Origin of the sequence: Bacteroides caecigallinarum, assembly GCF_016902295.1 — a bacterium.
Classification (GTDB): Bacteria; Bacteroidota; Bacteroidia; order Bacteroidales; family Bacteroidaceae; genus Phocaeicola; species Phocaeicola caecigallinarum_A.
Map to the genome: position 1 here is coordinate 55,790 of NZ_JACJLQ010000017.1, position 12,865 is coordinate 68,654.

General features: G+C 39.5%; 13 protein-coding genes and 1 pseudogene. All 14 read left to right on the top strand.

Features of this window, described 5'->3' with window-relative positions; all coding sequences use genetic code 11:
* Position 1: 1 nt before the first annotated feature.
* On the top strand, positions 2–1,180 hold the full coding sequence (locus H6A27_RS07560) for an ABC transporter permease (RefSeq protein ID WP_204508176.1): 1,179 nt from the start codon (positions 2–4) through the stop codon (positions 1,178–1,180).
* A 173-nt stretch (positions 1,181–1,353) separates the two neighbouring features.
* Positions 1,354–2,880, top strand: coding sequence for a F0F1 ATP synthase subunit beta (atpD, locus tag H6A27_RS07565; RefSeq protein WP_204508177.1), 1,527 nt, complete (start codon positions 1,354–1,356; stop codon positions 2,878–2,880).
* A gap of 5 nt (positions 2,881–2,885) precedes the next feature.
* Positions 2,886–3,158, top strand: coding sequence for a F0F1 ATP synthase subunit delta/epsilon (locus H6A27_RS07570; protein WP_204508178.1), 273 nt, complete (start codon positions 2,886–2,888; stop codon positions 3,156–3,158).
* Between the two features lie 59 nt (positions 3,159–3,217).
* Positions 3,218–3,598 (top strand): hypothetical protein, encoded by a 381-nt coding sequence (locus H6A27_RS07575; protein ID WP_239469608.1) that lies wholly within the window; start codon positions 3,218–3,220, stop codon positions 3,596–3,598.
* Positions 3,595–4,659, top strand: a complete 1,065-nt coding sequence (gene atpB, locus H6A27_RS07580) for a F0F1 ATP synthase subunit A (protein WP_204508180.1) — start codon at positions 3,595–3,597, stop codon at positions 4,657–4,659. Before H6A27_RS07575 ends, atpB begins: the two co-directional genes overlap by 4 nt.
* A gap of 105 nt (positions 4,660–4,764) precedes the next feature.
* Positions 4,765–5,019 (top strand): ATP synthase F0 subunit C, encoded by a 255-nt coding sequence (gene atpE, locus H6A27_RS07585; protein ID WP_154044670.1) that lies wholly within the window; start codon positions 4,765–4,767, stop codon positions 5,017–5,019.
* Positions 5,020–5,029: 10 nt separating this feature from the next.
* Positions 5,030–5,530, top strand: coding sequence for a F0F1 ATP synthase subunit B (gene atpF / locus H6A27_RS07590; RefSeq protein ID WP_204508181.1), 501 nt, complete (start codon positions 5,030–5,032; stop codon positions 5,528–5,530).
* Between the two features lie 6 nt (positions 5,531–5,536).
* Positions 5,537–6,091: a F0F1 ATP synthase subunit delta gene (locus tag H6A27_RS07595; RefSeq protein WP_204508182.1), complete on the top strand. Its 555-nt coding sequence runs from the start codon at positions 5,537–5,539 to the stop codon at positions 6,089–6,091.
* A 19-nt stretch (positions 6,092–6,110) separates the two neighbouring features.
* Positions 6,111–7,700 (top strand): F0F1 ATP synthase subunit alpha, encoded by a 1,590-nt coding sequence (gene atpA, locus H6A27_RS07600; protein ID WP_204400931.1) that lies wholly within the window; start codon positions 6,111–6,113, stop codon positions 7,698–7,700.
* 5 nt (positions 7,701–7,705) lie between these two features.
* A complete protein-coding gene (locus tag H6A27_RS07605; RefSeq protein WP_204508183.1) occupies positions 7,706–8,590 on the top strand; it encodes a F0F1 ATP synthase subunit gamma in 885 nt (294 codons plus the stop codon).
* Between the two features lie 190 nt (positions 8,591–8,780).
* Positions 8,781–9,215, top strand: a complete 435-nt coding sequence (locus H6A27_RS07610) for a hypothetical protein (RefSeq protein ID WP_204400948.1) — start codon at positions 8,781–8,783, stop codon at positions 9,213–9,215.
* A gap of 665 nt (positions 9,216–9,880) precedes the next feature.
* Positions 9,881–11,128 (top strand): AAA family ATPase, encoded by a 1,248-nt coding sequence (locus H6A27_RS07615; RefSeq protein WP_235354446.1) that lies wholly within the window; start codon positions 9,881–9,883, stop codon positions 11,126–11,128.
* On the top strand, positions 11,112–12,209 hold the full coding sequence (locus H6A27_RS07620; protein ID WP_204508184.1) for an RloB family protein: 1,098 nt from the start codon (positions 11,112–11,114) through the stop codon (positions 12,207–12,209). Before H6A27_RS07615 ends, H6A27_RS07620 begins: the two co-directional genes overlap by 17 nt.
* A gap of 97 nt (positions 12,210–12,306) precedes the next feature.
* Positions 12,307–12,436: pseudogene (locus H6A27_RS15440) on the top strand (helix-turn-helix domain-containing protein); the annotation flags it as partial.
* Positions 12,437–12,865 lie beyond the last annotated feature (429 nt).

Here is a 12,865-nt window from a genome sequence, read left to right on the forward strand (position 1 = left end):
TATGCTTTGGAAATTATTAAAACAACATATAAGCGTTGCTCAGTTGACAGGCTTTTTCATTGCCAACCTTTGCGGTATGGTTATAGTTATGTTGGGCGTTCAGTTTTATAACGATGTTTCGCCCGTTTTCAATGAAGAAGATAGTTTTATAAAAAAAGATTATGTGGTTGTAACGAAGAAGGTCAGTACGCTGGGAAGCATTTCAGGAAAGAACTCTGCCTTTTCATCGTATGAGGTTGATAATATAAAGTCGCAACCTTTTGCCGTTAGTGTAGGAAAATTCCAGCCGGCACGTTTTAAGGTCTCGGCCGGATTGTCTTTTGCCGGAATGAGCATATCTACTGCCATGTTTCTCGAATCAGTTCCTGACAATTTTGTGGATGTGAAAGCCGACGAATGGAAATATGTTGAAGGACAGGGTGAAATACCTATAATAATCCCACGGAATTATCTGAATCTGTATAATTTTGGATTTGCCAGAAGCAGAAATCTTCCTCAACTTTCGGAAGGAATGATAGGCATGGTGTCGCTCAATCTTTATATATCAGGCAATGGTATGCGTGATATGAAGAAAGGCCGTATTGTAGGATTCTCGAACAGACTTAATACGATACTCGTACCTGAAGATTTTATGAACGCGGCAAACAGCAAGTATGGTGATAGTAATGAGATGGAACCTTCGAGGGTTATTATTGAGGTTGACAATCCTGCCGACGAAAGAATCGCACATTTTTTTAACGACAACGGATACGAGACAGAGGATAATAAACTTGATGCCGGAAAAATTACATGGTTCCTTAAAATAGCTGTTGGTATAGTTATGGCAATAGGACTTGTAATCAGTGCGTTGTCGTTCTATATATTGTTGTTAAGTATATATTTGCTTTTGCAGAAAAATACTGATAAACTTGAAAATCTTATTTTAATGGGATATAGCACTTCGCGTGTGGCATTGCCTTACCAGATTCTCACTGTCGGGATAAACTTTGCTGTGCTTTTAATTGCCATAATGGCTCTTGTTATTATACGAAGCTTGTATTCCGATGTTCTTGCAGAAATTATAACAGGTTTCGAGGGCAACGGTATTATTATGTCATGCACTGTTGGAGTGGCATTGTTTATATTTGTTTCTGCATATAATATTATAGCAATAAGGAGAAAAATTAATGCTATACTGTAAAATATGTGTTAATACTTTGTGATTATATGTAAAGCTTAGTGGGATATATTTCTTTAATTATGTCCTATAACGATGTTTCTCGGCTAAAAAATGTTACATCATAATACATTAGTATTGTATTATGTATTAAATTTGCGATAATCAATTAAGATAATAATTTAACAGATTAGTTTATGTCAAAAATCGTTGGACATATTTCGCAGGTTATCGGTCCTGTAGTGGATGTTCATTTCAATCTTGAAGGATTGGACGCCGAGGTGGCACTGCCGAAGATACACGATGCAATGACTGTAGTCCGCAAGGACGGTCGTACATTGATTATCGAAGTGCAGCAGCACATAGGTGAGGATACTGTGCGTACAGTTGCCATGGACAGTACTGACGGACTTAAACGCGGAATGGAAGTTGTGCCTACCGGACAGCCTATAACCATGCCGGTGGGAGCACAGATCAGGGGACGTGTGATGAACGTTGTGGGAGAGACTATCGACGGAATGTCTGAACTGGACAAGAAGGACGGTTTCCCTATACACCGCGAGCCTCCACGTTTTGAGGATTTGGCAACAACTCAGGAAGTACTTTTTACAGGTATTAAGGTTATTGACCTTTTGGAACCGTATCTGAAAGGTGGTAAAATCGGATTGTTTGGTGGCGCCGGTGTAGGTAAAACCGTGCTCATCAAGGAGTTAATCAACAATATTGCAAAGAAACATAACGGTTTCTCTGTCTTTGCCGGTGTGGGTGAACGTACCCGTGAAGGTAATGACCTTCTTAGGGAAATGATTGAATCAGGAGTTATACGTTATGGTGATGAATTCCTCAAGAGCATGGAAGAAGGCAACTGGGACTTGTCTAAGGTTGATTATAAGGAAGTGGAGAAATCACAGGTAGCGATGGTGTTCGGACAGATGAACGAACCTCCAGGAGCACGTCAGTCTGTAGCATTGTCAGGACTGACTCTTGCAGAATCATTCCGCGACCGTAAGACAGAAGAAAACAGCCCTAAGGATATTTTGTTCTTTATAGATAATATTTTCCGTTTTACTCAGGCCGGTTCTGAGGTTTCTGCGCTTTTAGGACGTATGCCTTCTGCTGTAGGTTACCAGCCTACTCTGGCTACTGAAATGGGTAAGATGCAGGAACGTATCACTTCTACCAAGGATGGTTCCATCACATCAGTTCAGGCTGTGTATGTGCCTGCCGATGACTTGACAGACCCTGCTCCGGCTACTACATTTACTCACCTTGACGCTACTACAGTGTTGAGCCGTAAGATTGCCGAGCTTGGTATCTATCCTGCCGTTGACCCACTGGATTCTACATCGCGTATCCTTGATCCGCTGATTGTGGGTAAGGAGCATTACGAGACTGCACAGAGGGTTAAACAGATTCTTCAGCGTAACAAAGAGCTTCAGGATATTATCTCTATCCTCGGTATGGATGAACTTTCGGACGAAGACCGTCTGACTGTGAACCGTGCGCGTAGGGTACAAAGATTCCTTTCACAGCCGTTTGCCGTGGCGGAACAGTTTACTGGCGTTCCGGGTGCTATGGTTTCAATAGAAGATACAATCAAGGGATTCAAGATGATTCTTGACGGTGAAGTTGACTACTTGCCGGAACAGGCATTCCTTAATGTAGGAACTATCGAAGATGCCATAGAGAAAGGAAAGAAACTGCTTGAGGCTGCTAAAGCATAACGCCTATGGACAGGAAGAATTTGCATCTGGTGATTATTTCACCGGAGCGTACTCTCTTCGATGGTCCTGTCAACTGGGTGGAACTTCCGGGTGAACTTGGTAAATTCCAGGTGCTTGTAAACCATGCTCCGATAATATCTTCACTGAAAGAAGGGGAAGTGGTCTATCAGTGTGGCGAAGCGCAGTACAGGGTAAAGAGAGATACGCAGAGATTGAAAATTACAGGAGGATTCGTTGAGGTTAAAGATAATTTGATCTCAGTGTGCGTAGAATTATAAACCGATAAAATCTGAAAAACATGTTTTTGCTCAAGGCAAAGAGGATATTTATAAAAAAAATGACAATATTGACTTTGGTATTGTCTGTTGTGATAGGTTTGATTTACCATTTGTTTATACCGGACAGGTATTTTCCGTGGTTTCCTGCCATTCCTGTGTTCTTTTACCTCTTTGGTCTGTTCTACATCAACATGTTTTCTCTGGCTTATCGGTTGGGAGAAGATAAAATGGTTCCACTGTTTTTGGTTTGCAAAGGAACAAAGTTTCTTGTAAGCATTCTGATTGTTTCAATATACTGTTATGCGGTACAGCATGAAATTGTGGCTTTCTTTGCAACATTTGTGGTATTCTATATTTCTTTTTTGATATTCGAGACTGTATATTTTACCAGTATCGAACTGAGACTTATTAAGAAGAAAAAACTAAAACAGAAACAATGAGAAAAGTACGTTACATATGGACTTTAGTGTTACTGATGGTTTTTACATCAGGTTTCGCATCTGCCGAGACTTCTGACGAAGGCGGTGAAGTGGATGTCAACGAACTGGTGTTCGGACATATCAACGACTCTTATTCCTGGCACATAGTAACTATTGGAGATACTCATATCACTATTCCACTTCCGGTAATAGTTAAAAGCAGTACCGGATGGCATGTGTTTTCTTCAGAGAAACTGGAAGAAGGAGAATATGAGGGCCTTTATATAGCTGAAGGTGGAGCATACGACGGAAAGATTGTAGAACGTAATGCCGCTGGCGAGGAAGTTCGTCCATGGGACATGTCCATAACAAAGAATGTTGTTGGACTTATAATAAACAGCACTATTTTGGTGTGGATAGTTCTTGGATGTGCTAGATGGTATAAAAAACATCCTGTAGAGAACGGTGCGCCAAGAGGTGGTGTAGGTATGGTAGAATCGATGGTGTTAATGATTTATAATGATGTAATCAAGGAAGGTATAGGTCCTGGTTATGAACGTTATGCACCGTATCTGCTGACTGCATTTTTCTTTATATTGGTCAATAACTTGATGGGACTTATTCCAATATTTCCTGGAGGTGCCAATGTAACAGGTAATATAGCTATTACACTCGTGCTGGCTTTGCTGACTTTCTTTTTTACGAATGCTTTTGCAACCAAAGAATATTGGAAAGATATATTTTGGCCTGATGTACCGGTATGGCTTAAGGCTCCTATACCTATGATGCCGGTGATAGAATTCTTTGGCCTGTTCACTAAGCCTTTCGCTCTTATGATTCGTCTTTTTGCCAATATAATGGCAGGCCACGCAGCTATTCTCAGTTTGCTGTCCATAATTTTCATAACAGTGAAGATTGGTCCGTTATTGAATGGTACAATGACTTTTGTGTCAGTGGCCTTTGGTATATTCATGACTGCTCTTGAACTTCTGGTGGCTTTCATCCAGGCATACGTATTTACTATGCTTTCGGCTGTATTTATCGGCCTCTCCCGCGTAAAAGAAGAGAAAAAAGAAGAATAGTTGAAAATTAATAATTAAAAATTAAGAATTAATAATGGTCATTCGGAGAAAAACCGTTGTTAACTCATAAACTCACAAACTTACAAACTTAAAAAAATTATAATTATGTTACTTTCAATTTTATTACAGGCTGCCGCAGGTGCAGGTTTAGGTAAATTGGGTGCTGCTCTTGGTGCAGCTATTGCAGTAATCGGTGCAGGTATTGGTATTGGTAAAATCGGTGGTTCAGCTATGGAAGCAATCGCCCGTCAGCCAGAAGCATCAGGTGATATTCGTACTAATATGATTATCATTGCAGCACTTGTTGAAGGTGTAGCTATTATCGCAATTATCGTTTGTCTTTTGACATTGTTCCTATAATAATCAGCGTATGGGATTATTGACTCCGGATCCGGGGTTACTGTTTTGGATGGTAGTAGTATTCGGTATTGTCTTCTTTTTGTTGGCAAAATTCGGATTCCCTGTTATCATCAAAATGGTTGACGATCGGAAGGCGTATATTGACAACTCGCTTAAAGCTGCACGTGAAGCCAACGAACAGTTGGCCAACGTGAAGATTGAAGGCGAGAAAATCCTGGCTCAGGCCCATGAGGAACAAGCCCGAATCCTGAAATCGGCAACAGAAACGCGTGACCGTATCATTAGAGAAGCCCAGGAAAAGGCTCGACTGGAAGGTGACCGTTTGATGGAGGAAATGAAAAAGCAGATTGAGACCGAGAAAGAAAGTGCAATCCGCGATATCCGTCGTCAGGTGGCTTTGCTTTCGGTAGGTGTTGCTGAAAAGGTAATGCGTACCAAATTGGCGGATGAGAAGGAACAGACTGAACTGATCAGTCGATTGATAGACGAGATGGTTGAATCTTCTAAATAACCGGTTATGAATATAGGAGTAGTTTCAAAGCGTTATGCCAAAGCTTTGTTGGACTTTGCTATAGCCAAAGGCAATGAAGAAAAAATATATAAAGAGGTTAAAACGCTTGCCGGACATTTTGCTAATGTACCTGATCTGAAAAGAACAGTGGAAAATCCGGTGCTGACAAGAAAAATGAAACTGGATTTACTTGTTGAGGCGGCAGGTGGAAAGGATGTCAGTGAAGAAATGAAACGTTTCCTTCAGCTTGTCATTGACGGGAAAAGGGAAAAATTCTTGCATTTCATGACATGGTCGTTTATAGACCAGTACCGGGAAAGGAAGCATATTTTGATTGGTAAGCTGACTACGGCTGTTGAAGCTCCTGAACTTGTTAGACATCTGGAGGAAATCGGCGCGCAGAAGACTGATTCAAAGGTGGTCATCGAAGCCAATATAGATCCATCCATTATTGGAGGTTATATTATGGAAATTGACGGATACCGTTTGGATGCCAGTGTGGCCAATCAGCTTAGTAGGATAAAACGTCAGTTTATTGATAAAAACAGAAGAATAGTATAATTATTTGAATTGACTAAGAATGGCAGATAATACTATAAAACCCAGCGAAGTCTCTGAAGTGTTGCTCCAGCAGCTTGAAGGTATAGATACCTCATTGAAGTTTGATGAGGTGGGTACTGTGTTGCAGGTGAGCGATGGTGTGGCTCGTATCTATGGCTTGCGTAACGCGGAAGCCAACGAGTTGCTGAAATTCGAGAACGGAGTTATGGGAACCGTAATGAATCTGGAAGAGGACAATGTGGGTGCCGTCCTGCTTGGTCCTACAGACCAGATTAAAGAGGGAATGATAGTAAAACGTACCAAACATATCGCTTCAATCAATGTAGGTGAAGGTATGTTGGGACGTGTGATCGACCCTCTTGGCGTTCCATTGGATGGACGCGGCGACATACTTGGTGAGACATTCGAGATGCCGCTTGAACGTAAGGCTCCGGGAGTAATTTACCGTCAGCCTGTAACAGAGCCATTGCAGACCGGTCTGAAGGCTATTGATGCCATGATTCCTATCGGTCGTGGACAGCGTGAGTTGATTATCGGTGACCGTCAGACAGGTAAAACTGCGATAGCTATTGATACTATCATCAATCAGCGTTCAAATTATGAAGCAGGAAAACCGGTTTACTGTATTTATGTGGCTATAGGACAGAAAGGTTCTACAGTGGCAAGTATAGTAAATGCGCTTCGTGAACGTGGAGCTATGGATTATACGGTTGTAGTTGCGGCTACAGCTTCCGATCCTGCCGCTATGCAGTATTTCGCTCCGTTTGCCGGTGCGGCTATAGGTGAATATTTCCGTGATACCGGTCGTCATGCGTTGGTTGTTTATGATGACTTGTCAAAACAGGCCGTTGCATATCGTGAAGTATCACTTATCCTTCGCCGTCCTTCTGGACGTGAAGCTTATCCTGGTGATATTTTCTACTTGCATTCACGTTTGCTTGAGCGTGCTGCCAAGATAATAAGCCAGCAGGAAGTTGCGGAACAGATGAATGACCTTCCTGAAAGTCTGAAGGGAAAGGTTAAGGCAGGAGGTTCTCTCACCGCTTTGCCTATCATTGAAACACAGGCAGGTGACGTTTCAGCTTATATCCCTACAAACGTAATTTCAATTACTGACGGACAGATATTCCTTGAGACAGACCTTTTCAATCAGGGTTTCCGTCCGGCAATCAACGTAGGTATATCAGTGTCGCGTGTTGGTGGTAGTGCGCAAATCAAGAGTATGAAGAAGGTGGCAGGTACACTTAAGATAGACCAGGCTCAATATCGTGAACTTGAAGCATTCTCCAAGTTCAGTAGTGATATGGACCCTGTAACAGCAATGGCTATCGACCGTGGACGTAAGAATAACCAGTTGCTTATCCAGCCACAGTATTCTCCTATGCCTGTAGGCGAGCAGATTGCAATTCTATATTGCGGTACACGCGGACTTATGCGTGATGTTCCGCTTGATAAGGTTCGCAACTTCCAGGATACATTCCTTTCAACACTTCGTGTAAACCACAAGGAGGATGTTATAGATGTTCTTGCAAGCGGACAGATTAATGATTCTGTAACGGCTATTATCGAGAAGATTGCATCCGAAACAGCAGTACAATATAAACATTAAGCATTATGGCATCGCTGAAAGAAGTAAAAAGTAGAATAAACTCTATAAACGGTACGCTGAAGATTACTTCGGCCATGAAGATGGTTGCGTCGGCAAAACTGCACAAGGCTCAGGAAGCTATAGAGAATATGCTTCCATACGAGAATAAGCTACATGGAATTCTTAGAGATTTCTTGGCGTCCGGCGTTTCTGTTCAGACTCCTTTCTCTGTCAACAGACAGGTAAAGAAGGTGGCTATAGTGGCTTTTGCTTCGAACAGCAGTCTTTGTGGCGGATATAATGCAAATGTTATCAGGCATTTGTCAGCCTTGGTTGATGAGTATTCTGCTAAAGTAGGAAAGGAGAATATCCTTATTTATCCTGTAGGAAGGAAAATAGCTGAGGCAGTAAAGAAGATGGGTCTGGAAGTGGCAGGAGATTATCAGCACATGAGTGGGAAACCTAATTATCAGGATGCTTCAGATTTGGCTTCTGAACTTATGGATAAGTTCCTGAAAGGTGAAATTCAGAAGGTTGATTTACTCTATAATCACTTTAAATCAACATCTTCTCAAATCCTTACTCATGAGACATACCTTCCTGTTGATGTAAACGGACAGGTTGCCAATGCCGATAACCATGAGGCAAAAGAACATTCTTCCGACTACATTATAGAACCTTCGGCTGAAGTTATAATGAAATCACTTGTTCCTAAGGTCCTAAGAATGAAAATTTATACGGTATTGCTTGACGCTGCAGCATCGGAACATGCTGCCCGTACGATGGCAATGCAGATAGCTACCGACAATGCCAACGATCTTATTCAGGAACTGACATTGGTATATAATAAGAGCCGTCAGCAGGCTATTACCAATGAGTTGCTTGATATTGTTGGCGGAACAATGGCTTGATATTTACATTCTGTTTCTATAACATTAAGGCATTATGATATGTTGTTTTTATTGACATGTCATAATGCCTTTCTTATATCCCTATACCTCGTAGGGAAATTCCCCTTGAAATATAGGAATTTACTTTATAGTATGTGAATTGATGTGTGTACTTTTGTATCAAGGAAGTTAAGAAGAACAGGAGGAAACCATGAAGAAGTTATGTAAGTTTATTGCTTTTGGGGCATTAATCTCTGTATTTCCTATTCTATTCTCATCGTGCGAGTATATAGGTATAGGCATTGAATTGGGAAACGGAACCAATAATTACCGTGAGGCTACATATTATTTATGCAGTAGAACATGGGTAGAGGAGTGGACTGATAATTATGGCGATTTCCATCGTCAGGAGTTACGTTTCTATAACAATAATACTGGAGAAGACTATGTGCTTACTGTTGACAAGCATGGTTACCGTCAGGAAACTTCATATACCTTCCTGTGGGATTGGTATGACGCAAATTATACAAGTTTGCGACTGAAATACGGTGCCAACGATTATTCATATATGGATAATATTTTTATGGGCAATAATAGGCTTGACTGTCTTTTAGATGGCTATCCTGCTTATTTTTATGGGTATTAATAATAAAAAATGAACAAAATGAAATACAAACTTGTTATATAGGAAAGCAAAACATTAAATCTCTATAACATTTAAGATAATTAATTTTTTAGTTTATTCGTGTAGCTGTACCTCATTGTTTTCAGGATAATGCAGGTACAGTTTTTTTTATGTGGATAAAAAACGAGGCAGGTTAATTTTTGTGGTTTAACCTGCCTCGATTAATGATTATTTAATTACGGATATTTATTCCTCTATCGCAGCCTGTGTCTCTCCAATATATATATATGTATTTCAATAAGATGCAATCTTTGTGTATGCAATCTGTATGCATCTTGATATAATCCCATACAATGCTTGGAACAGTTACAATAATGAAAATCAGCAGAATATTTAGTTGAATCATGATTTTTACATATCTTTGCAACACAAGAACCCGCCAAGCCTCTTCACAATGCTTAAATCGGCGGGTCGTTTTTTTATATATGAGATACATCAAACAATATTCATCCCCATCCGAGCTTCTGGTAATTTTAGAAAATCGTGGACTTAAAAGACTCAAAGACTCAATGAAATTCATGGACAAGAATTTAAAACTGAGATTGTGAAGAAAAAGCGCAAAAAACTAAGAAAAAACTTTGAATGGAAGATTTAAAAGGCTATTTTTGTGGAAAAGATGCAAGAATATGATATTAAATTTAGAAATTAAGAATTACCGTTCATTTAAGGATGTATGTTCCTTTACGACAGAGCCGACCTCTTCAAAGGCTAAGGTTGATAATATATGTGATGTTGAGACCAATGCAGAAGGATTAAAGAAGGCTTTGAAAATCTCTTTGATTTATGGAGCAAATGCTTCAGGTAAGACTAATATCATAAAGTTTTTATATAGGTTCAGACGATGGGTCCACAATCTTGACAACAGGGTTGGTGATGATATTCCATTGTATCAGCCGTTCAAATTTGACAATACTACGGCTGATGCACCGATAGGTTTTTCAATGGAGTTTATAACTCAGAAGATCAGATATAAATATGAAGTCAGTTTTACCAGATTGCAGATAGAGTCAGAGTCGCTGATTTATTATCCAAACGGTAAACAGACACAACTTTATGAACGCACTTTGCTTTCAGAAGATAAAGAATCAGATACTATTAAATTCGGATCAAGCCTTTCTTCTTCAAAGCCTTTCAATGTGTTCAAGAACCAGTTGCTGATTTCCAAGTTCCTGAAGGATACACCATGCGAACCGATAACAAATGCCGCAAAATATCTGGCAGATATGATTGTTTCCAACGGTTATCATGAAGATACCATGTTGGGTGAAGATAAGGAAATGGTCAGATGGCTTTATTCACGTCCTGAAAACAAGAAACTGCTTGCTGAATTTCTGGCATTTGCGGATACCGGTATGGCCGGTTTCCAACTGGAAAAGCGCAGTGACGGCGTTGAAGTTACAAGCCAGCATGGTCTATATAATGATGGTGAGGATTTGGGTAAAACAGCAGACTTGCCTTTAAAAGAAGAATCTTTTGGTACAAGATCACTTTTCCTTATAGGCTGTTATATATTACAGGCACTTCAGAATGGAAGTCCGTTTTTTATAGATGAAATGGATTCCGGGCTACATTCCTACATAACACAGCTCATTGTGGACATCTTCAGAAATGAAAGAATAAACAGGAATAATGCCCAATTGATCTTTACAACCCATGATGTGAATCTGCTTGACCAGAATACTATCCGTAAAGACCAGGTATGGTTTACAGAAAAGAATGAGCAGGGAGTATCAGAGATATTCTCTCTTTCCGATTTTGAGGACGTAAGAGAGGATACATTGTTTGCCAAATGGTATTTGAATAATAAATTTGGAGGTGTTCCTTCATTAAAACCACTGGAGAAACTGTTTGTAGACTATGGCAAGAGCGAATGAAAATAAACGTCATAGTAAGTATGTCATAAGAATAGTGTGTGAAGGCGATAAGACCGAACCATTATTCTTTACAGACTTGTGTGACCAGTTTTATGGTGACAGCAAGGATTTTGATGTACGTACAATTCCTCAGCCTAATATACCGGTTGAAGATGCTGAAGCGGATTCTTCCAGAGGAAGCTATAAAGGGAAGAAACGTAAAGTCAAGTCAGGTGGACAGAAAGATGTTGTTGAATATGAAGTTATAACCGGTGTCCCACCATTAAAATGGGTTCTGTATGCCAGAAAGATCATGTCTGAAGGAGTGGATGAATCCTGGGCGGTATATGATAAGGACGAACATCCAAAACATGAGGAAGCCATGGCCGAAGCCAATAAAATAATTGATGATAAAAAGGTAAACATTGCTTTTTCAAGCCGTAGTTTTGAATATTATCTGCTGCTTCATTTTGAGTACCTGTATTACGGTTTTGAAGCAACGGAATGCGGCGAGAGAATAAAAGGCAAAAAGCAGATATACGAATGTGGAACTGGCAATAATCCTGATAAGGATTGTGACGGGAAGAAATGTATCAACGGATATGCGAGGAAACACGGATACTGGATGGAAAGCAAATCATCAGTTTCTACCTTCCCGTTGGTTAAGGACAAATTACTGAAAGGCATGATTAATGCATGCCGATTGAGAACGGAAAGTGATTCTAAAACCGATGAACCGATTTATAAACGCAATCCCTATACGAATGTAGATATCCTTGTTGGTAGATTGATAGGAAAAGAAACGGTAAGCTATGGTAGTACATATACTTTCAAAGATTATGGTTCTGACTGGTCTGTAAGGCTTGACGAGAAAGGCTTAAACCTGACAAACAACAAAAATGGCTCTGAAATATTCCAAAAAGGGATGTTTATAATATATGATTGGGAGAAAAATATCATAAAGGAATTGAATGAAAAGTCATTACTATTGGTGTCTGGTGAAACTAAATTACAGTCTTGTGTTCTAACAGATAGGCAGATTATTTCTATTAAAATTACTCCAGAAAAAGAAGTTATTCTATTACCTAAATTTCTTATATAAGAATTTAATGTCCTATTTTTGCAGAAATATAGCAAGAACAAGACATTAAATTTAAAACTACAAGATTTTTTTGGCTGATTAAGGAGTTTGAGACAGTTATATGGAAAAGCCGCTGGCTTTCCTGAAGATACCTGATAAGGAAAAGGGTGTTCAGAGGAATTGACCTGATAGCCTACAAGGAATCCGGTCTGCCCAAACGTGGTCGCAAGCGTAAGAAACACTGTTAGTTTAGTCTTCTCATTCCACAAATAATCATAATTAGTTATCATTTTTATTAATAATTACCATGGTTGTTCTATTACAACAACCAATGAGGCATGGTTTAGTGAAATTGAAATTATGCAGAAAAATTTATTTTCGTGGAAAGAAGAAACTGGGTATGTGATATTTGAGAATGACATTCCTATATTAGGAAAACGTATTGATGTTGTTCTTATACTTAGAGGAATAATTTTCTGTATTGAATTTAAGGTTGGAGAGAAGATTATACTTCAATCGCATATAGAACAAGTTTTAGATTATGCATTGGATTTGAAGAATTTTCATCTTTTAACCCAAGTTTGATAGTAAATTTATGCTTTTCTTTGCTACTCAGTATTTTGCAATTTTCATTTGCTCCTCTGTGTACTACAAACTTTTTTCTATTTTGATTTTTC

Bases quoted from the DNA above. Each gene is read 5' to 3' on its own strand.
- H6A27_RS07575 (WP_239469608.1), top strand. From the start codon at position 3,218: ATGACAATATTGACTTTGGTATTGTCTGTTGTGATAGGTTTGATTTAC.
- atpE (WP_154044670.1), top strand. From the start codon at position 4,765: ATGTTACTTTCAATTTTATTACAGGCTGCCGCAGGTGCAGGTTTAGGT.
- atpA (WP_204400931.1), top strand. From the start codon at position 6,111: ATGGCAGATAATACTATAAAACCCAGCGAAGTCTCTGAAGTGTTGCTC.
- H6A27_RS07610 (WP_204400948.1), top strand. From the start codon at position 8,781: ATGAAGAAGTTATGTAAGTTTATTGCTTTTGGGGCATTAATCTCTGTA.
- atpB (WP_204508180.1), top strand. From the start codon at position 3,595: ATGAGAAAAGTACGTTACATATGGACTTTAGTGTTACTGATGGTTTTT.
- atpD (WP_204508177.1), top strand. From the start codon at position 1,354: ATGTCAAAAATCGTTGGACATATTTCGCAGGTTATCGGTCCTGTAGTG.
- H6A27_RS07560 (WP_204508176.1), top strand. From the start codon at position 2: ATGCTTTGGAAATTATTAAAACAACATATAAGCGTTGCTCAGTTGACA.
- atpF (WP_204508181.1), top strand. From the start codon at position 5,030: ATGGGATTATTGACTCCGGATCCGGGGTTACTGTTTTGGATGGTAGTA.
- H6A27_RS07595 (WP_204508182.1), top strand. From the start codon at position 5,537: ATGAATATAGGAGTAGTTTCAAAGCGTTATGCCAAAGCTTTGTTGGAC.
- H6A27_RS07570 (WP_204508178.1), top strand. From the start codon at position 2,886: ATGGACAGGAAGAATTTGCATCTGGTGATTATTTCACCGGAGCGTACT.
- H6A27_RS07620 (WP_204508184.1), top strand. From the start codon at position 11,112: ATGGCAAGAGCGAATGAAAATAAACGTCATAGTAAGTATGTCATAAGA.
- H6A27_RS07605 (WP_204508183.1), top strand. From the start codon at position 7,706: ATGGCATCGCTGAAAGAAGTAAAAAGTAGAATAAACTCTATAAACGGT.
- H6A27_RS07615 (WP_235354446.1), top strand. From the start codon at position 9,881: ATGATATTAAATTTAGAAATTAAGAATTACCGTTCATTTAAGGATGTA.